General features: G+C 35.4%; 19 protein-coding genes and 1 pseudogene. 8 read left to right on the forward strand and 12 right to left on the reverse strand.

Going from position 1 to position 26907, the window contains the following annotated elements; all coding sequences use genetic code 11:
- Nucleotides 1–11: 11 nt before the first annotated feature.
- The gene (gene lepA, locus E0F91_RS10090) at nt 12–1808 is read right to left on the reverse strand and encodes a translation elongation factor 4 (protein ID WP_132066419.1); all 1797 of its coding nucleotides are present in this window, start codon (nt 1806–1808) and stop codon (nt 12–14) included.
- A gap of 401 nt (nt 1809–2209) precedes the next feature.
- Between lepA and E0F91_RS10095 the strand changes: the two genes are divergently transcribed.
- Nucleotides 2210–2848, forward strand: a complete 639-nt coding sequence (locus tag E0F91_RS10095) for a pyridoxamine 5'-phosphate oxidase family protein (RefSeq protein ID WP_132066420.1) — start codon at nt 2210–2212, stop codon at nt 2846–2848.
- 18 nt (nt 2849–2866) lie between these two features.
- Here the strand turns inward: E0F91_RS10095 and E0F91_RS10100 are convergent, their stop codons facing one another.
- The 4 genes from E0F91_RS10100 to E0F91_RS10115 form a co-directional block, all read right to left on the reverse strand.
- Entirely contained in the window at nt 2867–3226 is a 360-nt protein-coding gene (locus tag E0F91_RS10100; protein ID WP_132066421.1) for a hypothetical protein, read from the reverse strand.
- Nucleotides 3227–3228: 2 nt separating this feature from the next.
- A complete protein-coding gene (locus E0F91_RS10105; RefSeq protein WP_243698875.1) occupies nt 3229–3711 on the reverse strand; it encodes a DoxX family protein in 483 nt (160 codons plus the stop codon).
- Nucleotides 3712–3764: 53 nt separating this feature from the next.
- The gene (locus tag E0F91_RS10110; RefSeq protein ID WP_132066423.1) at nt 3765–4124 is read right to left on the reverse strand and encodes a hypothetical protein; all 360 of its coding nucleotides are present in this window, start codon (nt 4122–4124) and stop codon (nt 3765–3767) included.
- 120 nt (nt 4125–4244) lie between these two features.
- Entirely contained in the window at nt 4245–5477 is a 1233-nt protein-coding gene (locus tag E0F91_RS10115; RefSeq protein WP_243698876.1) for a helix-turn-helix domain-containing protein, read from the reverse strand.
- A gap of 87 nt (nt 5478–5564) precedes the next feature.
- Here E0F91_RS10115 and dusB point away from each other — a divergent pair, with 87 nt between their 5' ends.
- Nucleotides 5565–6557: a tRNA dihydrouridine synthase DusB gene (dusB, locus tag E0F91_RS10120; RefSeq protein ID WP_132066424.1), complete on the forward strand. Its 993-nt coding sequence runs from the start codon at nt 5565–5567 to the stop codon at nt 6555–6557.
- Nucleotides 6558–6675: 118 nt separating this feature from the next.
- Here the strand turns inward: dusB and E0F91_RS10125 are convergent, their stop codons facing one another.
- Together E0F91_RS10125 and rbfA are read right to left on the reverse strand one after the other, a co-directional pair.
- Complete coding sequence (locus E0F91_RS10125) at nt 6676–7875, reverse strand: ABC transporter permease (protein WP_132066425.1); 1200 nt, start codon at nt 7873–7875, stop codon at nt 6676–6678.
- Between the two features lie 3 nt (nt 7876–7878).
- Nucleotides 7879–8271, reverse strand: coding sequence for a 30S ribosome-binding factor RbfA (gene rbfA / locus E0F91_RS10130; RefSeq protein WP_091166278.1), 393 nt, complete (start codon nt 8269–8271; stop codon nt 7879–7881).
- A 280-nt stretch (nt 8272–8551) separates the two neighbouring features.
- On the opposite strand from rbfA, the gene E0F91_RS10135 reads away from it, so the two are divergent.
- From E0F91_RS10135 to E0F91_RS10155, 5 genes are all read left to right on the forward strand, one after another.
- Entirely contained in the window at nt 8552–12214 is a 3663-nt protein-coding gene (locus E0F91_RS10135; RefSeq protein WP_132066426.1) for a UvrD-helicase domain-containing protein, read from the forward strand.
- A 47-nt stretch (nt 12215–12261) separates the two neighbouring features.
- On the forward strand, nt 12262–13455 hold the full coding sequence (kbl, locus tag E0F91_RS10140) for a glycine C-acetyltransferase (protein WP_132066427.1): 1194 nt from the start codon (nt 12262–12264) through the stop codon (nt 13453–13455).
- Nucleotides 13456–13567: 112 nt separating this feature from the next.
- Nucleotides 13568–15010, forward strand: coding sequence for an OmpA family protein (locus tag E0F91_RS10145; RefSeq protein ID WP_132066428.1), 1443 nt, complete (start codon nt 13568–13570; stop codon nt 15008–15010).
- 64 nt (nt 15011–15074) lie between these two features.
- Entirely contained in the window at nt 15075–17840 is a 2766-nt protein-coding gene (locus E0F91_RS10150; RefSeq protein WP_132066429.1) for a PD-(D/E)XK nuclease family protein, read from the forward strand.
- Between the two features lie 302 nt (nt 17841–18142).
- Nucleotides 18143–18814, forward strand: coding sequence for an ATP-binding cassette domain-containing protein (locus E0F91_RS10155; protein ID WP_132066430.1), 672 nt, complete (start codon nt 18143–18145; stop codon nt 18812–18814).
- On the opposite strand, the gene E0F91_RS10160 is transcribed toward E0F91_RS10155, so the two are convergent.
- The 3 genes from E0F91_RS10160 to E0F91_RS10170 all read right to left on the reverse strand — a co-directional run bounded on the left by E0F91_RS10160 (nt 18811) and on the right by E0F91_RS10170 (nt 22589).
- A complete protein-coding gene (locus E0F91_RS10160; protein ID WP_132066442.1) occupies nt 18811–19593 on the reverse strand; it encodes an alpha/beta fold hydrolase in 783 nt (260 codons plus the stop codon). The genes E0F91_RS10155 and E0F91_RS10160 overlap by 4 nt on opposite strands.
- A gap of 626 nt (nt 19594–20219) precedes the next feature.
- Nucleotides 20220–21020 carry a TIGR00266 family protein gene (locus E0F91_RS10165; RefSeq protein WP_132066431.1) on the reverse strand — a complete coding sequence of 267 codons (801 nt, stop codon included), beginning with the start codon at nt 21018–21020 and terminating at the stop codon, nt 20220–20222.
- A gap of 276 nt (nt 21021–21296) precedes the next feature.
- Nucleotides 21297–22589, reverse strand: a complete 1293-nt coding sequence (locus tag E0F91_RS10170) for an aminopeptidase P family protein (RefSeq protein WP_132066432.1) — start codon at nt 22587–22589, stop codon at nt 21297–21299.
- 202 nt (nt 22590–22791) lie between these two features.
- Between E0F91_RS10170 and E0F91_RS10175 the strand changes: the two genes are divergently transcribed.
- A complete protein-coding gene (locus tag E0F91_RS10175; RefSeq protein WP_132066433.1) occupies nt 22792–25629 on the forward strand; it encodes a glycosyl hydrolase in 2838 nt (945 codons plus the stop codon).
- A gap of 68 nt (nt 25630–25697) precedes the next feature.
- Here the strand turns inward: E0F91_RS10175 and E0F91_RS18205 are convergent.
- Together E0F91_RS18205 and E0F91_RS10190 are read right to left on the reverse strand one after the other, a co-directional pair.
- A pseudogene (locus E0F91_RS18205) lies at nt 25698–26211 on the reverse strand (IS3 family transposase); the annotation flags it as partial.
- A 125-nt stretch (nt 26212–26336) separates the two neighbouring features.
- Nucleotides 26337–26864, reverse strand: a complete 528-nt coding sequence (locus E0F91_RS10190; RefSeq protein ID WP_132066436.1) for a helix-turn-helix domain-containing protein — start codon at nt 26862–26864, stop codon at nt 26337–26339.
- Nucleotides 26865–26907 lie beyond the last annotated feature (43 nt).

A 26907-nucleotide genomic window follows, 5' to 3' on the forward strand; every position in this document is an offset into this window, starting at 1 on the left:
CTCAAAAAAATCTAATCATTCAATTTCAAAACAGCCATAAACGCTTCTTGTGGAATTTCAACATTACCAACCAATCTCATACGTTTCTTGCCTTTTTTCTGTTTTTCCAATAATTTACGTTTACGAGAAATATCTCCACCATAACATTTGGCAGTAACATCTTTACGCAACGCTTTTATCGTTTCGCGAGAAATTACTTTTACTCCAATCGCAGCTTGAACAGGAATATCAAATTGTTGTCTTGGAATCAATTCTTTCAACTTCTCACACATTTTTTTTCCTATTTGATAAGCATTATCGGCATGCATCAATGAGGACAAAGCATCAACAATGGTAGCATTTAATAAAATATCTACTTTAACCAGATTAGAAGTTCGCATTCCAATTGGGGTATAATCAAACGAAGCATAACCTTTAGAAACGGTTTTCAAACGGTCGTAAAAATCAAATACAATTTCAGCCAACGGCATATCAAAAGTCAACTCGACACGTTCCGTAGTCAAATACGTTTGGTTGGTAATCAGCCCACGTTTTTCGATACACAGACTCATTACATTTCCAACATAATCAGATTTGGTGATGATCGTAGCCTTGATAAAAGGTTCTTCAACATGATCTAAACGCGAAGGCTCCGGCAAGTCCGAAGGATTATTTACGATAAGTGGTGTTGTCGGATCTTTTTTGGTGTAAGCCAAATAGGAAACGTTGGGAACGGTAGTAATCACCGTCATGTTGAACTCTCTCTCTAAACGTTCTTGGATAATTTCCATGTGCAACATTCCTAAGAATCCACAACGGAAACCAAATCCCAAAGCGGCTGAACTTTCCGGCAAAAATACTAGCGAAGCATCATTCAACTGCAATTTTTCCATAGAGTTTCTCAACTCCTCATAATCTTCAGTATCTACAGGATAAATTCCAGCAAAAACCATTGGTTTTACATCTTCAAAACCTGTAATGATATTCGTTGTCGGTGTTTTTGCATCCGTCAACGTATCACCTACTTTGACTTCTTTGGCTTCCTTAATTCCTGAAATCAAATACCCAACATCACCTGCAGAAATGACTTGTTTTGGAACTTGATTTAGTTTTAATGTACCAATTTCGTCTGCAAAATATTCATTGCCGGTAGCCATGAATTTAATCTTCTGGCCTTTTTTAATTTGCCCGTTTTTTACACGGAAAATAACTTCAATTCCACGAAACGGATTGTAATGCGAGTCAAAAATCAATGCTTGTAATGGTTCATCCACATTTCCTGATGGAGGTGGAATTTTTTCGATAATCGCGGCTAATATATTTTCTACACCAAAACCAGTTTTACCCGAAGCATGAATAATATCTTCTAATTTACATCCCAATAAATCAATAATATCGTCACTAACTTCCTCTGGATTGGCACTCGGTAAATCCACTTTATTCAAAACCGGAATAATTTCCAAGTCATTTTCTAAAGCCAAATACAAATTCGAAATCGTTTGTGCCTGGATACTTTGCGCTGCATCTACAATCAAAAGCGCGCCTTCACAAGCCGCAATAGATCGAGAAACCTCATACGAAAAATCTACATGTCCCGGAGTATCAATCAAGTTCAGGATGTATTCCTGTCCTTTATACGTATATTCCATTTGAATTGCGTGACTCTTAATCGTAATACCACGTTCGCGCTCCAAGTCCATGTTATCTAACAATTGCGCCTTTTCTTCACGAGCCGTAACCGTTTGCGTAGCCCCAAGTAAACGGTCAGCCAATGTACTTTTCCCGTGGTCAATATGTGCAATAATGCAAAAATTCCTTATGTGTTTCATCTTCAATAAATATCAATAAATTTGCTTGTCCACTTGTGGGCGTGCCGGCAGAAAAAGCCGTCGGGCTATGCGCTATATCTTTTGTTCCGTTAGCACTTCACAAAAGGATGCCGCTGCTATCCCTCACGCAAAAACCCCTCAAACAGTCCATTAATCTGCAAATATAAGGTAAAAGTTTTGATTGAGGATTGAACAAAAGCTAATGTTAAGGAACTGAAATTTATTTTTATTAAAAGCATCATAATTAGGAACAGCTTGTTTTTGGGTAGTAGCCTAAAAATCATTTTCCTTGAGGATCAGTTACATACAAATACAAGAACAATACAGTCGCTTTGTAAGGCTGTTTTTGTATTTTTGATAAACGCTTTATAATACATTTTTGATCCATAAAAAAACGTTCCATGACTAAACAAGACTCATATTTTATTACCATCAATGCTACTAATTACAATTTGCAAGGCATTGAATCATTAGCATGGAAAAAATTAGTAAATGGATCCGTCAAGAAAAAAAATGGTTTTCGCACCATGTGCGTAGGAACGGTAGATGTCAATAACAGCGCTGCTTTGCGAATCGTAGTCAATAGAAAAGTAGACGAATCACAAAAAACAATTTATTTTTATACGGATAATCGTTCTAGAAAATTTTCCGATTTACAAAAAGACAATCGCATTACTCTCTTGTTTTACGATGCGCGCCAAAGAGTTCAAATTGTCGTAAAAGCAACTGCTGCAATTCACACCAGCAATACTGTTTCACACGAGCGTTGGAAAGCTACAAGTCCGCAAGCCCGATTGGGATATATGACGATTGAAGTTCCAAACACAAAGTCAGAGCAACCCACTTTAGGTTATGAAGAACGTTTTGCCATTACAAAACCAACAGATGCCGAAAGCGATCTGTTTCAAGAAAATTTCACGGTTATTGCTTGTTCCGTTTATGAACTGGAGTTTTTATACCTCGATTTTCACGGCAACCGCAAGGCTAATTTTCAGTATGAAAATGGGGTTTTGGTTCAAGGGCATTGGGCAGTTCCGTAATCACAAACTCATTTAAAATTATCTTTTGTTGAATGTAGCTTCATAAAAGGTGGTATCTGTTGCAGCAAAATTAACTCTTCGATTGTCTTGATTATTAAATTCCAAGCTGTCATTAACCATAAATTTCACTTCGGTAAAGGTGTAGCCGGTTTCAAATGTTGTTGTTAGTTCATACAAACTATCTTTTTTTATAACCTTCATATCAGTACTATTTTTCCATGATAATGGTTGGTCCTTGCCGTTGATACTAACATTTTTTATACCTTTTATGTCGGATGCATCTAATTGAAAAACAACCGTTTTTTTAAATGTTTTTTGCACACAACTAGTAAGAAATAAAGTCAGTAATGCAGCGGTTATTGTTGCTGGTATTTTCATGTTTAAATATTTTTTTTAGTGAGTAAATAGTCAATTCCTAAACGGCCTGAGCCCAAGATGAGGTAAAACATAGCAATCCAAAGAAATCCCATAGCGGCCAGACAATTCCATAATCCATTTTGTATTTGTTGCATAAATATAGCCACTAGCATGGTGCAAATAACTAGGAAAGAAGCAACACGAGTTTGAAATCCAAACAATAAAAGCAATCCGCCAACAGCCTCCGCGAAAGCACCCATCCAAGCAAAAAATACTGGTGCAATAGCAAAAATTCCGCCATAACTTGCCACATCATTTGGGAACCAAAAAGCAACTTCAAAGAATCCTAAATTGGCATCAGCTGGCGACCAAGGCATTCCAAATTTATCGGCTCCAAAGTTAAAAGCTAGTAAGTAACCACAAACAATTCGTGGAATAGCAATAAATAGATCTTGTGACCAATAAGGTAACAAAAGAGGTTTAGTTAATTTGTTTAAAAATTTCATGGTTGTCATATTTTGTGATGTTGAGAAGAATTTTAATCTCTATTCGTCAAAAGCTATTTATTTTTATAGGTCATTGACAATACTAAATCGCCTGTAACTTTTAAATCAACTGATGCATAGTTATTCGACTTATTTTCAAATACTAGTCCAGTGTTACGATCTACTTTGACAATAACCGTTTCATTAGGAGTAATGATTTGTGGAGAATGAGTGCCGCCGGCAAATGGCGCTTTGTATATAGTAATATCATTTGTAGAAACATTTTTTAGTCTCACTTTAAAGGGACCATGTTCATTGTTTCCTAACACAAAACTATCAAGGGGTTTGATGCTAGTATTGGAGTTTAAAGATTCAAAGATTCCGCATGAAGAGGTTAAAATGAATAGGGCTATTGTTACAGCAAAATTTCTCATAATTTTTTTATTTAGTGATTAATAACAGAGCAAAGTTGCGTCATAAATCAGCATCAATCGCTTCAAATTATGATTTGAGACCTAATTGTAAGTTGTTGTGAAGTATTGTAGATAAAGGGGTTATGCTTTTTCCAAGTACTCTTTTGGTGAAAAACCAGTATTTTTCTTGAAGGCACGGTTAAAAGTAGCTTTCGAATTAAAGCCACAGTCAAAAGCGATGCCTAGTAGGGTAGTTTTTTTATGTTCGCCTTTTTCAAGTGCTTGTTTGATGGCTTCAATTCGATATGTATTTATAAAGTCATTGAAGTTCATCTTAAAACCTTGATTGATGGTTTTAGAAATAATGGAAACATTGGTATCTAATTTTTTAGCCACATCCGCTAATGTCAATTCAGAATTGATAAACAAGGAATGCTCCTGAACCAAGGTCTGGATTTTTGATTTCCACAAATCGATTTCAACTACATGCTTTTCTGTAATCGTTTCGAAATCAATGTCAATAGTAGCATCATTTTCAATCGCACTTTTATCATCAAACACAAGGAGAATTTGACGCGTATTACTTGTTGAGAATGTAAAAGGAATACTAGAAGTAATAGGGTTCGAATATCCCACAATTGCGATATAATACATAACAATCGAAAAGAAGAGAAAATACCACCAACTGCCGGTATAGGATTTTAAAGCGGGATACAAATACGCCATCCCATCATAAACTATTGGCAATAATAACAGGATTAGAAACGCAATCAAATACGTTTGTATCCATTTAAAAAGGATTCGATCTGCATAACTGACCACTTGAAAAATTACTTTTTTATAAATGGTGTAATACCGTAGGCTTAAAACAAAATACACGATCATTGAAAATAATCCTAATTTTTGATACCAAGAATCAAAATCTTTGTCCATACCATCAGCATAAAAATAGTAGTCTTTGATGACGAATTTGTCATAAATCCAAATAAAAAAAATATACATCAAGTATAAAATTCCGGGGATAAAATGCAACACTTGTTTTTTGGTAAAGTTAAAATTGGCATTTAATAAACTTTGGGTATAACAATAAATAGCGGGTCCAATAAAAAATAAATGCTGGAAAGGGGTGTAAAAAAGAATATCTCGATACGGCTGATTGTCATACCATCCTGCAAATCCTAGCATCCAAGGCGCAACAAATAAGGAACAAAGTAAAATAAAAAAACTCAACCAATAATTTGATTTGTTCTCCGTTCGAAACCCTTTTACCGCAAGTAAAACCGTATAAATGAGTCCTTGCGAAAAAGTGATTAATAATAAGGAAGAGTAAAACCCAAACTGAAATAGCATCCTGTCTTTTTGATAAAGATACATATTTTTAGAAAATTAGTATTTAAAATGCTTTTGGACTTTTTACTTTTATAACCGCTTCTTATTTAGTATTTTTGCAAAAAAATTCCCTTGATAAAGATTGGTAACATAGTACTTCCTGATTTTCCTTTATTACTTGCTCCTATGGAGGATGTGAGTGATCCGCCTTTTCGTAGGTTATGCAAGATGCATGGTGCCGATATGATGTATTCTGAATTTATTTCTTCCGAAGGATTAATTCGTGACGCCATCAAAAGCCGAATGAAATTAGATATTTTCGATTACGAACGTCCTGTTGGAATCCAAATTTTTGGTGGTGACGAAGAAGCAATGGCCATGTCCTCCAAAATTGTTTCTGCCGTAAATCCAGACATAATTGATATCAACTTTGGTTGCCCTGTCAAAAAAGTCGTTTGTAAAGGAGCCGGAGCCGGAGTGTTGAAAGATGTCGATTTGATGATTCGGTTAACAAAGGCCGTTATTGACAGTACGCATTTACCAGTAACCGTAAAAACGCGTTTGGGTTGGGATGATAATTCGATTAATATTGATGAGGTTGCGGAGCGTTTGCAGGATATTGGTGTTGCGGCGCTGAGTATTCACGCTAGAACTCGTGCCCAAATGTACAAAGGTCATTCCGACTGGTCGCACATTGCAAGAGTAAAAAATAATCCCAGAATTACAATGCCTATTTTTGGAAACGGTGATATTGATTCCCCTGAAAAAGCATTGCAGTATAAAAATGAATACGGCATCGACGGTATCATGATTGGTCGAGCCGCAATTGGTTATCCTTGGATTTTTGACGAAATCAAACATTACTTCAAAACGGGAGAACATTTAGCAAAACCTACTGTTATAGATAGAGTTGAAGCAGTTCGAAATCACCTGACTTGGGCGATGGAATGGAAAGGAGAACGATTAGGAATTGTTGAAACGCGTCCTCATTACACCAATTATTTCAAAGGAATTCATTCTTTTAAAACCCACAAACAAAAATTAGTAACGCTGGATCGTCCTGAAGAATTATTCGCCGCTTTGAATGAAATCGAAGAAGCGTACGCAGGATATGAGGTTGTGTAGTCGTTAAATATTAATCCTCTTTTACCACAAATCCGATAATTTATAGTTGGTGATTATTCAAAAACCAACTGTAAATTTCAATATATTTTTAAAAATTTGCGAATTAGCGGTAAAAAACTTACTCCAACAACTTCTTGCTTACGCGACTACTTGCAATTAAGGAAGCAATAAAGCCAAGCGTGACAATTGTTCCCATAACAATCAATACGTTTTCGAGAGAGAAAATCACTGGATACGCCAGTGTAGGAGTAATCATAACCAACTGAAAATATTCTTGTAACAAAACAATTATAATTCCTAGAACTAAGCCAATAATTCCGCCAAAAACACTCAATAAAGTTCCTTGAAGCAGAAATATTTTTCGCAAATCTTTGATTTCAGTTCCCAGATTAAAAAGGGTTTTTAGGTTTCCTTTTTTGTCCAAGATCATCATGATCAGCGCGCCAATCAGGTTAAAAAGTGCCACAACAATAACTAAAGTAAATATTAAATACACGGCAATATTCTCCGTATTTAACATTTTATAGAGCGATTCGTTGAGTTGAGCCCTGTTTTTTACGGTAATTTTATTGTTGAAAATAGTTTGAAGTTGGTCAATAATTGCACTTTCATCAGCACCAGTTTTCGTCTTGATTTCAATTCCAGAAACCTGATTGGTTTTGTATTCCAATAATTCTTGCGCTAAACCTAAATCGGCAAAAACATATTTGGAATCCAAGTCTTCGCTGATGGCGTAAATCCCAACAGGAATTACATCGGTTTTGTTAAATGCCTGTTCCGCATTTTCGATAGTCCCTTTTCCTGGTTTTGGAACCAGAACTTCTAATTGTCGATTAAAATCAAGCAATCCCATAGAGAATTTTTGGGAAATTCCGTAACCCACAACCACTTGATACGTATTTGGTTTAAGCCATTGTCCGTTGAAAAGTTTGGTTTCCATAGCATTAACTTTGCTAAAATTAGCATCAACACCTTTCAAGTACGTAACTTCTTGTTTTCCGTCAAAAGTGAATAAAACACGTTCTTCAATAATTTTAGTATAGGAAACTAAGCCTTCAATTTTCTTGATTTGGCCTTCCTGATTTGGAGAAATCAAAAAGGATTTTCCTAAAGTGCTGCTTATTTTTAGATCGGGATCAATATCATTGGTAAACGAAAGACTAAACACTTTCAACCCGCTAAAAACAGATAAAACCACAAACAAAGCCATGGCACCAACAATAATTCCCATGCTGGCAATGCGATTGATGATGTTTATAGCATTATTTTTACTATTGCTAAGAATGTAGCGTTTGGCTATGTAAAGGGGGAAATTCAAATCTTATTGAAATCTGCGTTTGTCCAAAAGATCCCTGTTTTCGATAGGATTATCTCTATTTGCTAAAGCATTGTCAATTTTTTCAATGTAATCTAAAGAGTCATCTATAAAGAAAACCAAATTTGGAACTTTTCTTAATTGCAACCGAACGCGTTGTGATAAATCATGCTTAATGTTTTTAGCATTGGACTTAACTGCTTCTAAAATCTCTTTTGCTTTTTCCTGAGGAAAAACACTTAAATGCACCGTCGCTACTGATAAATCTGTAGTCACAGTAACCTTGGATACCGAAATGATTAAATTAGCCAATCCGTTTTTTCTCACTTCACCTTGCAGAATATCAACCAAATCTTTTTGGATAACCCCACCTATTTTTTTCTGTCTATTTGTTTCCATGCTGCAAAAATACTACTTTTAAGTTTTATCCCGAAGTTTCGAGACAAATTTTAAAAAGTAACCTATTAATACACGTCTTTTTAGGAGCTATTTACTTCGTCAGTTCGCTTCGCTCGTGTCCTGCTGTTCACTATATCTTTTTATAAGATGATGAAAAATCACCTTATAAAAAGGATGCCTCCCGAAGCTTCGGGATCATCAGGGCTAGGGGATTTGGGAAATTAGGACGCTAATTCTAAATCAGAAATCTAAAATCGTTAATCAGAAATCTAAAATCTTAATGCAAAGACCTTCATTCTCTATATACGACGCATCAGCCGGTTCCGGTAAAACCTATGCGCTTGTCAAAGAATATTTAAAAATTATTCTGGTTGCCAAGAAAAATGATGCCTATCGCAACATTCTTGCTATTACGTTTACCAACAAAGCGGTACACGAAATGAAAAGCCGAATCGTAGGCAGTCTCTCTGAATTTGCCAAGGATGAACCAAGTGCAAAAGCACAGGACTTAATGCAGGATTTATCTATTGATACGGAATTATCCATCATTCAAATCAAAACCAAATCACAGCAAATCATCAAGCATATTATTCATAATTATGCGGCTTTCGATATTTCGACCATTGATAAGTTTACGCATAAAGTGATTCGGGCGTTTGCTCATGATTTAGGTTTGCCTATGACTTTTGAAGTTACTTTGGATACTGAAAATTTGTTGGTAGAAGCCGTTGATGCCATAATCGCTCAAGCCGGAGAAGATGAAACATTGACAAAGTTATTGATTGATTTCACGATGGAAAAAACCGATGATGACAAATCATGGGATATTTCACGGGAAATTCTTGATACCGGTCGTTTGGTTTTAAACGAAAATAACCGAAACGAAATTACCCATTTCCATGACAAGTCAATAGCTGATTTTGTAGCAATTAAAGCAAAATTGAACGAGGCCTGTAAAGTTTTGGAGAAAGAAAGTGTAGCCTTTGCAGAGGAAGCCCTTTTGCTAATAGAAAAAAACGGAATTGATAATAAGTCATTTTCTGGAGCATATTTCCCAAAACATTTGATCAGCATTCAAGAAGGTAAGTTCAATCCAAAAAACAAAACGTATCACGAATACGATGATATAAAAATCAATAAAACTGCAAAAGATCGAGCGATTATAGAAAATATAATTCCCGAATTTTTGCAAATTCTATCGAACGTTTATACGACTTTTGAAAAGATAAATTTTTATAAAGCGTTCCTGAAAAACATTACGCCTTTGTCATTGTTAAATACGGTGAGTAATGAATTAGCCAAAATTCAAGAAGAACAAAATGTACTTTCGATATCCGAATTTAATGCCATTATCCATCGTGAAATTCAAAACCAACCGGCTCCTTTTATATACGAACGATTGGGCGAGCGCTACCGCCATTTTTTTATTGACGAATTTCAGGATACTTCTGAAATGCAATGGCAGAACCTGATTCCGCTAATTGATAATGCGCTTTCGGGTCAGGATGATTTTGGTGTAAAGGGAACTTTGATGATTGTGGGTGATCCAAAACAATCCATTTACAGATGGCGTGGCGGTAAAGCAGAACAGTTTATTGAATTAAGTAAAGACCAAAATCCATTCAACAATCCCGATAAAAGACTTGAACATTTAGATAAAAATTACCGCTCTTATTCACAAATAATCGAATTTAATAATGATTTTTTCAAATTGTTATCGAATGAATTCGAACATTTGGATTATAAAGATTTGTATGAAAATCACAGCCATCAAAAAACGAATGACAAAACGGGTGGCTACGTAAATATTTCTTTTATTCCAAAAGTAGAAACTTCAGAAGATCCTGATAGTTCGGGAGAAGAAATGTTAGATAAAACGGACTTGTATGTTTTGGCAACCTTAAACACCATCCAAAAAACATTAAAACAGGGTTTTCAATACAAAGACATCGTTATTTTGACCAGAAAACGAAGTCAGGGAATTGCGATTGCTAATTATTTGACGGAGGAAGGAATTCCACTTTTGTCATCGGAAACCTTGATGATTCAAAATGCCACTGAAGTTAGATTGATTATTCATTTATTAAAATACCTGAAAAACAGTTCTGATTTGGAATCGAAAGCCAATTTTCTTCAATATTTAGCTCAAAACAGTCAGGATGAATTACCCGTTCATGATTTTATTGCCAAAGGAATGTCGTTGTTTCAAGAAACAGATTTTGAAAACTGGTTGGTGAGTTTCAATGTTGAATTATCCTTTCAAAACATTCGAAAAAAATCATTGTATGAGGCGGTGGAAACTATAGTAGCAAAGTTCCTCCCCCCGACCCCCTCCGAAGGAGGGGGAGTCAAAGCGGTAAACGCTGTGGATAAAAATCGGCTTACTGAATTAAATAAATTAGGATACATGACAGGAGGGATTTATTCTCATCTTTCAATTGAAAAAGCAAAAGAGAAGAGAAAAGAGCCAACGCCTGCTGAGAAAGTTCTTTGGATGGAGCTTAAATCTAAATCATTAGAAGATCATAAATTCAGGCAGCAACATTTGATTAATGATTTTATAGTTGACTTTGTTTGCTTGTCCAAAAAACTGGTTGTTGAAGTGGATGGAGATTATCATTTTTCGGAAGAGCAAACTCAGTTAGATAATAATAGAACAATTACTCTAAATAAATTAGGCTTTAAAGTAATCCGATTTACTAATGAGCAAGTTGTAAAGAGCATTTCAGAAGTTTTGAAAAAGATAAAAAAGGAGTTAGTGAGTCAAGAAATTCTTCTAGATTCTATTGGTCCAGTTTCCGCTCCCTCCCCTTCGGGGAGGGTTGGGGAGGGGAATGCTTACGTCCAATACTTCTTAGACATTGTTCTAGAACGAGATATTCGTAACCAGGCAGGAATTTCAGATTTCTTGAATTTCTGGGATAAAAATGCGGAGAAATTTAGTATTCCGTCTCCGGAAGGAACTAATGCCGTTCGGATTATGACGATTCATAAATCGAAAGGATTGGAATTTCCAGTCGTGATTTTTCCTTTTGCTGAGGAAGATTACAACAGAAAGCCAAAAGACAAATTATGGCTAAATGCTGAGGAACAGGATTTTGGTTTGCCAAAGGTTTTAATTGATAATAGCAGTGCGGTAGAGGGTTTTGGCGGAGAAGCTGCTGCCGTTTACAATCAAAAGAAACAGGAAGAATTGTTGGATAATATTAATGTTTTATATGTTGCTTTAACCCGAGCCGAAGAGCAATTGTATGTGATTTCGAATATGAATTTGTCTAGTAAAGGTGAAATTCCAAAAAACAATATGTGTTCGTTTTTTATTAATTATGTAGCTAGTAAAGGGATGTGGAATGAAAATAAATTTGAATATGAATTTGGAAATGCAACTAAATTATCTTCAGCAAAACAACACGTCGATACTTCAAAAACGATTCCTTTAGTTTCAGAAATTTTGAATCCAAAGAATATAAAAATAGCGCAACGCGAAGCTTTAATGTGGGGAACGCATCAGCAGGAAGCAATTGAGTACGGAAATATAATTCATGAAATTTTATCTTTTGTAAAAACTAAAAATGATGTTGATTTGGCAATTACAAAATCTATTGAAGACGGATTGATAACTTTTGCTCAAAAAGAAATAGTTTTTAATACAATTCAGGAAATTGTCAATCACAGTGAATTAGAAATTTGTTTTGCTGAAGGAAATGAAGTTTTAAATGAGCAAACAATCATTCAAAAAGAAGGTAAAACCATTAAGCCGGATCGAATGGTTTTAACGAAAAACAAAGAAGTTTTGTTGTTGGATTATAAAACAGGAATACATAATGTCAAATACCAACAGCAATTAGAAAATTATCAAACAGCAATTGAATTAATGGGTTATAAAGTGATAAAAAAAGCACTTATTTACATCGGAAAAGAAATCGATGTAGTAAATTTGTAGCCTAAAAAATGAATAATTCACAATATTGAACTTTAAAAAATATAAAAATGTACGGAAAAATAAAAGAACATCTTCAAGCAGAATTGCAAACTATTGAAGATAACGGGATTTTCAAAAAAGAAAGAATTATCACTTCACCTCAAGGAGCAGAAATTACAATTTCTACAGGAGAAACTGTTTTAAATTTTTGTTCTAATAATTACTTAGGATTATCATCGCATCCGGAAGTGATTCAGGCTGCAAAAGACGCTTTAGACACGCACGGTTTCGGAATGTCATCAGTACGTTTCATTTGTGGAACGCAGGATATTCATAAAACATTAGAAAGAAAGATTTCAGAATTTTACGGAACAGAAGATACGATTCTTTATGCTGCGGCTTTTGATGCGAATGGTGGGGTTTTTGAGCCTTTATTAGGGGAACAAGATTGTATTATTTCGGATAGTTTGAATCATGCTTCTATTATAGATGGTGTTCGATTGTGTAAAGCAGCTCGTTATCGTTATGCTAACAGTGATATGCAAGATTTAGAACAACAGTTAATTAAAGCCACCGAAGCTGGAACTCGTTTTAAATTAATCGTTACCGATGGCGTTTTCTCGATGGATGGTCTTGTAGCCCCTTTAGATAAAATTTGTGATTTAGCTGATAAGTATGATGCGATGGTCATGGTAGATGAATGTCATGCTGCTGGATTTATTGGAGCCACGGGAAAAGGAACGCCGGAGGCCAAAGGCGTAATGGGTCGTGTTGATATCATTACGGGGACACTTGGTAAAGCGCTTGGAGGAGCGATGGGAGGGTATACCACTGCTAAGAAAGAAATCATCGAAATATTGCGTCAGCGTTCTAGACCATACTTGTTTTCTAATTCTTTGGCTCCTGCAATTGTTGGTGCATCGATCAAAGTATTTGAATTATTAGAAAAGGATACTTCATTGCGTGATAAATTGGAATGGAATACAAATTATTTCAAAGAAGGAATGAAAAATGCAGGATTTGACATCGTTGAAGGGGACTCTGCGATAGTTCCAGTCATGCTTTATGATGCAAAATTATCACAGATTATGGCTGATGAACTGTTAAAAAAAGGAATATATGTGATTGGTTTCTTTTTCCCGGTAGTCCCTAAAGATAAGGCGAGAATTAGAGTTCAACTTTCTGCAGCGCACACTAAAGTTCATTTAGATAAGGCGATAGCAGCATTTATTGAGGTTGGAAAAGCCTTGAATGTTGTATAATTCCCACTTTTGGCTTTATATATAGGCTTTTTTTAACATTTAATTTTGTAGTTTAAAATTTACGTACTACTTTTGCATATAATTAACTAAATTGTAATTAAAAAAATTAAGTATGAAACATCTTAACAAAATTTTAGTTGCTGTGATGATGGTGATGGGTTTAAGCTCTCACGCACAGGACAGTAACAATCCTTGGGCTATTGCTTTCGGAGCTAACGCCGTTGACACCAAAGCAGGTGCAGAGGGAGGACATAACTGGCTTGATCGTCATTTTTCTCAACCTTTTGCAGTGAAAGACAATTGGAATATTCTTCCATCTGTATCTTATTTAAGTGTGTCTAGATACGTAGGAGATAATTTCTCTTTCGGTTTGTCTGGAACTGTTAACAAAATAGATAAATTTGTAACGTTTTCTCCTGCGACTCCAGGTCGTGATGATCGTGGATATTTAGTTACTAATCCAGGTGATTTAATGTATTATGGTGTTGATGCTACTATCAGATATAGTTTCATGAACCTAATTAAATCAAGAGTTATTGATCCGTCTTTATCTGTTGGTGGAGGTTATACTTTCTTCGGAGATAGTAGTTTTGGAACATTCAATCCTGGTGCAGGTTTGACATTCTGGTTTTCTGATAATGTAGGTTTAGAACTTGCTACAAGATACAAAAAAGCTTTTGGTGATAGAACGGAAGGTAATGTTGATTTTGCTACTCCAGATGCTCCTTCTCTTTTTCAACACACTGCAGGTATTATCTTCAAATTTGGAGGAAAAGATACTGATGGTGATGGAATCTACGATAAAGATGATGCTTGTCCAGAAGTTGCTGGTTTAAAAGAATTTAATGGTTGTCCTGATACTGATGGAGATGGAATTCAAGATAGTGCTGATGAGTGTCCAAATGATTTTGGTTTAGCTGCATTAAACGGTTGTCCTGATACTGACGGAGATGGTGTTGCTGATAAAAATGATGCTTGTCCTACTGTTTTTGGTTTAGCTGCATTAAACGGTTGTCCAGATGCTGATGGTGATGGAATTGCTGACAAAGATGACAAATGTCCTACTGTTGCAGGTCCTAAAGAAAATGGTGGTTGTCCTTGGCCAGATACTGACGGAGACGGAGTATTAGACAAAGATGACGATTGTCCTACTGTAGCTGGTCCAGCTAGTAATAGAGGATGTCCTGAAGTAACTACTGAAGCGTTAGATAACCTTAAAATTCAAGCTAGAGCAATCTACTTTAATTCAGGTAAAGCTACTTTCAAACCTGGTGATGTTCCTGCTAGATTAGATGCTATGGCAAATATTCTTAAAAACTATCCTAATGCTAAATTCAGTGTTGAAGGACATACTGATAGCGATGGATCAGATGAGTTCAACCAAAAACTTTCAGAAGATAGAGCTAACGTAGTTAGAGAAGCTTTATTAGAAAGAGGTATTAAAGGTGAAAACCTAAATGCTGTTGGTTTTGGTGAAGGAAGCCCAGTTGAAACAAATAAAACTGCTGCTGGTAAAGCTAAAAACAGAAGAACAGAAGTTATTTTACAAAAATAATTTTATTCAAAATATTTTTAGAAAACGCCTCGATTTATCGGGGCGTTTTTTTTATTTTTATAAAATGACAAATACTTCTTTTTTAGATAAAATAGCTTCGGTTATAATTGAAAATCATTTAGGCAATCTTTCCAATACGATTGTAGTTTTACCAAACAAACGAGCTAAAATATTTCTGATTGAGGCGTTAAAAAATCAAGTTACCACAAATATACTTTCTCCCGAAATTATAAGTATTGAGGATTTTGTACAAAATATTGCCGGTATTCGGACCATAGATCCTATTGAACTATTATTTGAATTCTATGAAGTCTACTTATCTATTACGGATAAAGCAAACCAACAATCCTTTGAGTTGTTTGCTAACTGGGCTAAAACACTCCTACAGGATTTTAATGAAATTGACCGCTATTTATTAGATCCTTCTCACGTGCTTTCGTACCTGAAAGATATTGAAGACATCAAAAAATGGGGAATTGAAGTTGAAAATAAAACTCCTTTACTAGAAAAATATATTGATTTTTGGAAATTACTTCCCAATTATTATCAATTCCTTTATACACATTTACTGAATAAAGGAATCGGGTATCAAGGCTTGATTTATCGTGAGGCAGTTAATAATCTAAATCATTTTTCGAATTCTGTTCAAGAGAAACAATTTATATTTGCTGGTTTTAATGCATTAAATGCAGCCGAAGAAAAAATAATACAGCACCTTATTGCGGCTGACCAAGCTAAAATATATTGGGATGTAGATCAAACCTTTCTCAATGATCCCTATCACGATGCAGGATTGTTTGTTAGGCGTTTTAAAGAAAATTGGAAGCACTATAAATTGCATCCCTTTGAATGGATTGTAGATGATTTTTCGCAGACTAAAAATATTCAGGTTATTGGCACACCAAAAACTATTGGCCAAGCCAAAATAGCCGGAAGTATTATCGAGAATGTCATTAATGAAAATACCCTCGGCAAGTTGGATAAAGTGGCTGTGGTTCTGGGCGAGGAAAATCTTTTGGTACCGCTTTTATATTCGTTACCATCAAGTGTAGGTGCTTTGAATATCACGATGGGATATTCGAGTAAGAACAATCCAGCGCAGATTTTGATTGCCAAATTATTCAAAATGCACACAAATGCATTATCCAGAAATGCCAAAAGTTATGTGTTGTATTACAAAGATGTGTTGGATATTTTGACGCATCCACTAGTAGAGCCGTATGCTAAAACGACTGCCCTTGTTCAGATCATCAATCAAAATAATTATACTTTTATTACGCATCAAAAATTGATGGAATTGAATGTAATTCCAAGCGAATTGTTTCTTTTATTATTCCAAAAATGGGAAAAAGGTTCGATACCAGTATTGGAAACTATTTCTAGATTATTGCAAACTATAAAAGAAAACTTAAGCAACGACAATGAAGAAGAAAAAATCACAAAAGCTTTTGTCTTTGCGATTTTCAAAGTCATCAACAAACTGATTAATTACTATTCGAAACACGAACATATCGATAAAATAGAAACGCTTTATGCCATTTACAAACAAGTAATTGATTTGGCCGAAGTTTCTTTTGAAGGTGAACCGTTAAATGGTTTGCAGATTATGGGAGTATTAGAAAGTCGTGTTTTGGATTTTGATACTGTTATTGTCACGTCTATGAATGAAGGGAAATTTCCGGCTGGGAAATCACAAAATTCCTTTATTCCGTATGATGTGAAACGCGAACTGGGTTTGCCGACATTCAAAGAAAAAGATGCTATTTATACTTATCATTTCTATCATTTATTACAACGTGCTAAAAATATTTATTTGCTTTATAATACGGAAAGTGAGGGATTAGATGCCGGTGAAAAAAGCCGATTTATAACCCAACTGGAAGTTGAAAAGCAAAAAAATCATGCCCTTTCGCATGAAATTTATAATGCTGTTCTACCTGAAACAGCGTATCAACCGATGGTAATTCCTAAATCGGAAAGTGTGATGGTGCGACTGAAAGAAATTGCCGAAAAAGGCTTTTCTCCATCAGCTTTGACGAGTTATATTCGGAATCCGATTCAGTTTTATTTCCAGAAAATTTTACGCATCAGCGAAGTCGAAGAAGTAGAGGAAAATATTGCCTTGAATACATTGGGAACCATTATTCACGAAACTTTGAAGGTTTTATACGAACCATTTATTGGTAAATTTATTTCAGAAAGTGATATTCTAAATTGTTTCAAACAAATAGACGCTGAGGTATTGAAACAATTCAAATTGGTTTACAAAGAAGGCGAAATCAAAAAAGGTAGAAATTTATTGGCTTTTGAAGTGGCCAAACGCAATGTTTCTAATTTCTTAAAAGTGGAATTAGAAAGTATTAAAAACGGCGATGCGATAAAAATTCTAGCTTTAGAACAAACTTTTGGAAGAACTTTAAATCATCCTAATTTACCTTTTCCGGTACTGATAAAAGGAAATGTGGACCGAATAGAAGAACGCAACGGAATCATCCGAATTATTGATTATAAAACCGGGAAAGTAGAAAAAGCAAGCGTTACTCTGAAGTCTTGGAACCGATTAACGGAAGATATTAAAAGCGATAAAATCATTCAAGTCTTAGCGTATGCTTACATGTATGAGCATGATGCGAAAGGAAAACCCATTGAAGCCGGAATTATCTCTTTCAAGAATTTAAAAGCAGGTTTTCTTCCGTTTAATTTCAAAGAAGAAAAAGAGATAAATTCGATTATAAATGAAGAGACTTTGAGTAATTATTTAGAGCAAATGGTGCTGTTATTGAGCGAAATTTTAGATCAAAATATTCCTTTTAAAGAGAAAATAATTTAAAAACCATTCCCAATCAGAAAATTAGCCAACATCTTCGAGTTTTACAAAAGCACTTTGACAATAAACTTGTCAGTAAGTGGATTGGCATGGGTTTTTGGAGGATTTGAAACCTTCAAATACGTACTTATTTTTTTTGGTTTCTTCATTAGCCTTTTGATAAAAGAAGTAAATGCTAAAAATGAATACTTGTTTTATTACAACAACGGAATCTCTAAATTACAGTTGTTCATTTATACTTTTCTGGTGAATTTTGCTTTTTCGCTTGTACTGATTTTAGTCATTAACTTACTACTGAAATTCGTATGACAAAAAGTCTTTTAGAAGTGGACAGTGTTCAAAAAGAATATGATGGTAAAATCATAGTTTCTGATGTGTATTTAAAATGTGAAACGGGAGATATTATTGGAATTCTTGGCAGAAATGGCTCTGGGAAATCGACCTTGTTGAAAATTATCTTCGGAATTGTAACTGCTGATTTTAAATTTGTTCGGGTTGATGGCACAGTGAAATCAAAAACCAGCGATTTACTAAATGAAATCAGTTATTTGCCTCAAGATAATTTTATACCCAATTCATTTTCGATAAAAAAGACAATTTTATTGTCCATTGCCAAAGATAAACTACACGATTTTTATGCCGACGAAATGATTCAATCGATGTTAGATAAAAAAATAAAGCATTTGTCTGGTGGAGAATTACGGTATTTGGAAATTAAATTAATCCTGAATAACGCGTCAAAATTCGTTTTGCTAGATGAGCCTTACAATGGCTTATCGCCAATTATGATTGAAAAGATAAATAAATTAATCACTGAAATGTCTAGTGTAAAAGGAATTATTATCACGGATCATAATTATGAAAATGTGATAAAAGTTTCCACAAAACTGGCGTTGATGAAAGAGGGGAAAATGCACCATTTAACAGACAAAAGCGAATTGGTAGAAAAAGGATATTTAAAATCAGGAATGGTTTAGATACTTTTAAAAAAAGCCAATAGCACAATTAATAACTGGTCTTGGTTTTCAATATGACTCATGTGTCCGTCCGGAAAAGTTACCAGTTTCACGGTTGTGTTTTCAATTTGTTCTTTGGTTTCTTCGTAATTTAAAACAGGATCTTTTTCGCCCAATATCAACAGTTTAGGAAATGGCGTTAGGTGTAATAAGACTTCCCGATCTTGTCGTATTTTCATTCCTTCGAGTGAAGCAACGATTCCTTGAAGCGGTGTTTGTAAAGCTTCTTTTTTTACTTTTTCAATAACTGCTGCGAGTCGTTCTCTGTTGTTTTCACTGAATAAATTAGCGATAGAAAGGGATATAAAATTGATAAAAGATTGTTTTACGGCTTTGATAGCGCGATCCCGATTTGTTTTTCGCTCTTCGCTGTCGGCTCTTGCAGTGGAATTTAATAAAACCAATCCTTTTATCGTGTCTGGATACAATTCGGCGAAAGCCAAAGCGACGTATCCACCCATAGAATGCCCGACAAAAATAGCTTTTCGGATGCGCAACTCTGATAAAACAGCGTGAACAGCATCGGCGTTGTCTTCCATGGTTTGCACATAACTCAAACATTCCGTTTCGCCATGACCCAATAAATCAATGGTGATGACACGGTTTTTTTGCGCCAATTCTGGAATATAAAAATCCCACATCCCTTTGTTTTCCAAGAAACCATGAAGCAAGACAATAGCGGTTCCTTTCCCAGTATCGGAATAGGATATGTTGGTGTTTTTAAAGAGAATTTGTTTCAATTTTGTCATTTTTATGCGAATGCAAAACTAAGGTTTTAATTTTTTTTTGAAACATATAAGTCATTTAAGTTTTTTTGCTTTACGGTTTTTGGTTATTTTGAACCATATAAGACATATAAGGTCATGTAAGGGAATGCTCAAAGTGCGATAAATTTTTATACATGTTTGATTTGGTTTATTGTTAATTTTCAGTATCTAGTTTGTCATTCCGACGAAGGAGGAATCTAAGCAATTTGATCACCACACGAGATTGCTATGAAATACTTGTGCTGTGAAAAAGCATTTTTTAAACCATATAAGTCATATAAGTAACATGAACACTGTAGTATTCTTTGAACCATATAAGACATGTAAGTTCATTTAAGGTAATTTACAAAGCGCTGTAAATTATTATAAATATTTACTTTATTACTACTATTCAATATTTAGTTTGTCATTCCGACGAAGGAGGAATCTTATCATGTTGATCACCACACGAGGATATAAGCAGCGAATGTTGGTTCGAAAAAGCATTTCATTTGTGAAACAATTAAATTATAGAAGAGTGCATAAACGCTATTTTACTTATATGACTTATATGGTTGTCAAATAAAACGGCTCCCATTTCTGAAAGCCGTTTATAAAATTTAAAATCTTCTATCGCCATCGAGCAAACTTCCTAATCCGCCTAATAAACTGCCTTCATCGCGGCTGGTTCCACCAGCTCTAGGTGCAGATGCGATGATTCTGTCGGCAAGTCGGCTGAAAGGTAACGATTGTATGTAAGCCGTTCCGGGACCGCGAAGTGTGGCGTAAAATAAACCTTCGCCACCAAAAATAGAATTCTTGATGCCGCCAATAAACTCAATATCATAATCGACATCTTTGGTGAAACCTACGATACAACCCGTGTCCACTTTTAGGATTTGGCCTGCGGCTAATTCTTTTTTGGCTAATGTTCCGCCGGTATGCACAAACGCCAGGCCATCGCCTTCTATTTTTTGCATGATGAAACCTTCGCCACCAAATAAGCCACGACCGAGTTTTTTAGAGAATTCAATTCCTACAGAAACACCTTTGGCAGCGCAAAGGAAAGCATCTTTCTGGCAAATGAATTTCCCATTAAATTGCGTTAAGTCAATCGGAATTATTTTTCCGGGATACGGTGATGCAAAGGAAACCTTGCTTTTGGTATTGTTTTGATTGATGAAAGCCGTCATGAAAAGACTTTCGCCTGTCAGAACTCTTTTACCGGCGCTTAAAAGTTTGCCAAATAATCCGTTTTCCTGTCCGGAACCATCTCCAAAAATAGTTTCCATTTGGATATTATTGTCCATCATCATAAAACTGCCCGCTTCGGCAATTACAATTTCTTGTGGGTCTAATTCTATTTCCACATACTGCATTTCCTCGCCGTAAATGTGGTAGTCTATTTCGTGTGCTTGCATGATTTTTAGTATTTTGATTGAAAAGATAAGTTGGACATAGGTATAAAATGTTACAGCTTATTTTAGGTTTTATAATGGATTTAACATTTTCGTTCTTCTGAAAAACATACGTTCTGTTTAGCCCTGATGGAAGTGGTATCCTCTTGTAGAGTGCAACGGAACAAGAGATATAACGGACAGCAGGAGGAAACGTTGTTTTGAAAAACAATACGTTCTGCTCCAAAAAAAAACAGCCTAGATTGCGCTAGACTGCTTGTTTTAGATAGGAAAAATGTGTTATGCGTTCATTAATTCTTCGATTTCATCGACTTCGATAGGGATGTTGCGCATCATGTTGAACGGTTCGCCGCTTTCTTGAACGATGATATTGTCCTCCAAGCGGATTCCGAAACCTTCAGCAGGAATGTAAATTCCAGGCTCTACGGTGAAGACCATATTGGCTTGCATGGGCTCAGTCAGGATCCCGTAATCGTGCGTGTCTAGCCCCATGTGGTGCGAGGTTCCGTGCATGAAATATTTTTTATAAGCGGGCCATTCTGGTTTTTCGTTTTGCACATCGGCTTTGTCGATAAGACCCAAACCGAGTAACTCAGAAGTCATTAATTTCCCTACTTCGATGTGGTATTGTTTCCAAAGTGTTCCTGTAGTCAGCATTTTGGTCGCTTCGTTTTTTACATTTAAAACAGCATTGTACACTTCTTTTTGTCTTTTGGTATACTTTCCTGAAACTGGAATGGTACGCGTCATATCACTGGAATAATTCGCATATTCAGCCGCAACGTCCAGTAAAATCAAATCACCGGCTTTGCATTGTTGGTTGTTTTCGATGTAATGCAACACATTAGCATTATTACCGGAAGCGATAATTGGTGTGTAAGCAAAACCTCTGGAACGGTTGCGAATGAATTCGTGAATCAACTCGGCTTCGATTTCGTATTCGGTCACGTTAGGTTTCACGAAAGGCAATAATCGTCTAAAACCAAGTTCGGTAATATTACAGGCTTTTTGGATTAAATCCAACTCTTCGGTTTCTTTTACAGAACGAAGGCGTTGCAATATCGGATTGCTTTTTGCGACAGCATGTGCTGGATACTTGTCTTTCCACCATTTTACAAAACGGGCTTCGCGGGTTTCAGTTTCTACTGTAGCACGATAATGCTCATTGGTATTAATGTAAATTGTTTCAGCGTGCGTCATCATTTCGAATAAGACTTTCTCAAATTCCTGCAGCCAATACACCGTTCTGATTCCAGTTACTTCAAAAGCACGTTCCTTAGTCAGTTTTTCACCTTCCCAAATGGCAATGTGTTCGCTCGTTTCTTTTAAGAATACCATTTCGCGTTGGTGCTCGTAAGGTGCATCTGGAAAAAGCAATAAAATACTTTCTTCCTGATCGACTCCGCTTAAATAAAAGATGTCGCGGTGTTGTGCAAATGGCAACGTACTATCTGCAGAAACGGGATAAATATCATTAGAATTGAAAACAGCTACGCTCTTTGGCTTCATCTGAGCCATGAACTTTGCTCTATTTTTTATAAATAAATCGCGGTCAATTTGGTGGTATTTCATTTGTGTAGTATTATTTTTTTTTAGGTTCGAAATGCAATTTGAATCCATTATTTTCTAAATAACTATAATTATTTGATCTCCTTGCCCTGTTTTTACATTGATTATTCAAAAATACTAACTTTGAAAGAAACGGATGTTAATTACACTATAAAATTTTCAGATAAGTATTTTTATGATTAATTTTCCAAATCAAATCAGTTTTATGAAAAAAATAATATTCTTTTCTGCCTTCCTTGTCCAAAGTGTCTCTTGGGGACAAGTTTCTACCGAAGCGATGCAGCAAGCATTAGTGGCCAAAAAGCAAATGGAAAATCAATCGCTTTTTCAAAGTGTTACTTTCGAAAATGTGGGGCCAACGGTAATGAGCGGAAGAGTGGTGGATGTAGATGTGAATCCTGAAAATCCAACCGAATTTTATGTAGGATATGCTTCGGGCGGACTTTGGTATACGAATAATAACGGAATGAGTTTTTCGCCCGTTATGGATGCGGCGCCTACGCAAAATGTGGGCGATATCGCGATAGACTGGAAACGAGGAACGATTTGGGTAGGAACTGGCGAAGTCAATTCGTCCCGATCGTCTTACGCTGGGATTGGAATTTTGAAATCGGAAGATAAAGGAAAGACTTGGCAAAATATGGGATTACAAGACAGCCATCATATTAGTAGAATCCTGATAAATCCATCAAATCCGGATGAAATTGTTGTAGGCGCAGTAGGTCATTTATATTCAAAAAATGAAGAGAGAGGAATTTATAAAACGACAAATGGCGGAAAAACGTGGAATAAAACCCTTTATATCGACGATGAAACTGGGATTATTGATGTGGCTGTTTCGCCAAAAAATTTCAAGGTTCAATATGCAGCTTCTTGGAGTAAAGACAGGAAAGCGTGGGATTTTATTGGAAGCGGCGCCACTTCGGGAATTTATAAAAGTGAAGATGCGGGATTGACTTGGAAACTTTTTTCAACTGCTGAGAGTGGTTTCCCTGTAGGTGAAGGTGTTGGAAGAATTGGTTTAGCGGTGTATGATGATGATAACCTGTATGCTGTTTTGGATAACCAATTCAAAAGACCGTCGGGATCCAAAAAAAGTAATTCGTTACCAATTGCATTTTCTATGCCTGGAGACGAATTCCTGAAATTACCCAATAAAAGTTTGAATTCTATTTTGAAAAATTACGGTTTAACCGAAAAATACAGAGCCGAAAACATCAAACATTGGGTTCAAAACGGGTATTTGCAACCTAATGAAGCGGCCAAAGTAGTTTTGGATGCGATAAATAGTTTGGCCGAAACAGAAGTTATTGGAGCCGAAGTTTACAAATCAAGTAACGGAGGAAAAAATTGGACGAAAACGCACCAAGATTTTATTGATGATTTCTTTTATTCTTACGGGTATTATTTTAGTGTTATTTCAGTTGATCCAAACGATGTGAATAAAATTTATTTATCGGGTGTGCCCATTATAAAATCAAATGATGGCGGAAAAACATTCACCTCCATAAGCGAAGAGAATGTTCACGCGGATCATCACGTTGTTTGGGTGAACCCCAATAAATCTGGGCATTTAATTAATGGGAATGATGGTGGTTTGAACATTTCTTATGATGATGGAGCGCATTGGTTCAAAGGGAATTCCCATAGCGTGAGTCAGTTTTATGCGGTAAATGTAGATGAGCAAGAACCGTATAATATTTATGGTGGCATGCAGGACAATGGTGTTTGGGTTGGACCAAGTAATTACAAATATTCTTCAGAATGGTACCAAACCGGAAAATATCCTTACGAAAATTTGATGGGTGGCGACGGAATGCAAACTCAAATTGACAAAAGAAATCCAAATATTGTTTTTACAGGTTTTCAATTTGGAAATTATTACAGAATTGATCGTGCGAATAACAAACGAGAGTACATTTCGCCAAAACCTAAAAAAGACGAAAAACCATTCCGATTCAACTGGCAAACGCCTATTCTATTGTCTTCGCACAACCAAGATATTTTATACATGGGATCTAATTTCTTGCACCGTTCGATGAATCAGGGGCAAACGTGGACCGCTATTTCTCAAGATTTGACGCAAGGAGTGAAAGAAGGAAATGTCGCTTTTGGAACCATCGCTGCTATCAGCGAAAGCACTTTGCAGTTTGGATTACTCTACACAGGAAGTGATGATGGATTGATTCACGTTTCGAAAGACGGTGGTGCGACTTGGAATAAAATTTCGGGAGATTTACCTCAAAATCGTTGGGTATCCAGAGTCGTGGCGTCGGCACACAAGAAAGAAAGAGTATATGCGACTTTAAACGGATATCGAAATGATGATTTCACGAGTTATGTGTATGTATCGGATGATTTTGGACAAACTTGGAAAAATATAGCTACTAATTTGCCTTCAAGTCCCGTGAATGTGATCGTGGAGGATCATGTCAACGAGAATGTTTTGTATCTGGGAACGGATAATGGATTGTATGTTTCTTTAAATAAAGGAACGAGTTGGGATGATTTTTCTAGTGGAATTCCAAATGTAGCTGTTCACGATCTTGTGATTCAAAAGAAAGCAAAAGATTTAGTGGTGGGAACTCATGGTCGTTCGATTTATAAAGTTAATTTGGATCAAGTGCAACAACTGAATGATAAAGTGGTAGCGGAAAATCTTCATGTTTTTGAATTAAAAAAGGTAAAAAAATCAAGAGAATGGGGGAACAGCTGGAGTTCTTGGGCTAAAGCTTCAGAGCCAAAAGCAGAGATTTGGTTCTATTCCAATACGGATTCAGAAGTGCTTTTACAAATTGAAAATAGTTTTAAAGAAGTCGTTTATTCTCAGAAAGTAAAAGCGTCAAAAGGACTAAATAAACACGTTTATGATCTTTCTATAAGTAAAGCAACTGCTGATAATTGGAAAAATAAAGACAAAAAACTTAAACTGGAAGCAGCTAAAAACGGCAATTATTATCTTCCAATTTCAGTGAATAAAATAAGTATTCAAAAAGGGAAAGAGAAAGTGACAACAGATCTTGAGATTATTGAATCAAAATAAATACTATTATCTTAAAAAGTAAAAAAGCACGATTTGGACTGCACCCAAAAGTTTAGACAAATTTATAATTAATTTTGATAATAATGAGCTCGATATTGTATCGGGCTCATTTTGTTTAAATTTGATTTAATTCTGTCGTTATTGTAATATACTATATACTCTTGAATCTCTTTTTTTAATTGATTTATTGAGTTGTACTTTTTAAGATAGAACAACTCCGATTTGAGTATTCCAAAGAAGTTTTCAATGATAGCATTATCTAAGCAATTGCCTTTTCTTGACATACTTTGTTTAATTCCTTTTTCCTTTAAGAGCTGTTGATATTGTCGCAGTAATATCAGTTGCCCATTTCTGATTTGGCGCCGCTGCTTTAAAGTTTCTTTGTAATAAATTAGGAGCAATTTTCCCTTGTTCTCCTTTGTAAGACTTGTATTTTTTAACTCTTATAACACTTTTTAAACCTATAGATTTCATCAATCTTAAAATAGTTTTATGATTTACAATCACACCTTGATTATTTAGTTCATCGGTGATTCTTCTATAGCCGTAACGCCCTTTATGTTTATGATAGATATGTTTTATTAACTCCTTCAACTCAAAATATTTATCAGTGGTTTTACTTCGTTTTTCATAATAATAAAAACTACTACGCGCCATATTTGTTTGCTTTAAAAGTAGATCTAAGTCATACTTGTGCCTTAATTCCATTATAGCTTGCGCTTTTTGGCTTGCTCTTCGGCTTGAATTAAGGCATGGAACTTTTTTAGCAAATCATTCTCACAACGAAGATATTCTATCTCTTGCAAGAGCTTCTCTTCGTTAGTTAATGGTTTGTCAGATTTACGCTTTTTACGTTTAAAATTGCTCATTGGTTTAGATCTGCCTCTAGTTTTTTGTTTTAATCCTTCAAACCCAAAGTTAATGAAATCTTTTTTCCATTTTAAAACAATACCAGCGTCTGGAATGTCAAATTTTAAACAACTATCCAATAATGACAAAGAATCTTTCTGAATTGATTGTAAAACATTGAATTTAAATGCATCACTATAACTACGGTTCTTCCTTGGTATTAATCCATCTTCACCATAATAATTGTATAATCTAACCCATTTCTTAATACTGGATCTATGAACCATCTTTTTATTAGCTACAGATACACAGGAATTGTGCTGTTTGATAACTAATTCTACACATTCAAGCTTAAATGTGTATTCATACTTGACTTTTCTTTCCATAAAAATGCCCCCAAATAGTGTCTAACTTTTTGGGGGCAGTGTA

The sequence above is a fragment of the Flavobacterium sandaracinum genome, assembly GCF_004349135.1.
Taxonomy (GTDB): Bacteria; Bacteroidota; Bacteroidia; order Flavobacteriales; family Flavobacteriaceae; genus Flavobacterium; species Flavobacterium sandaracinum.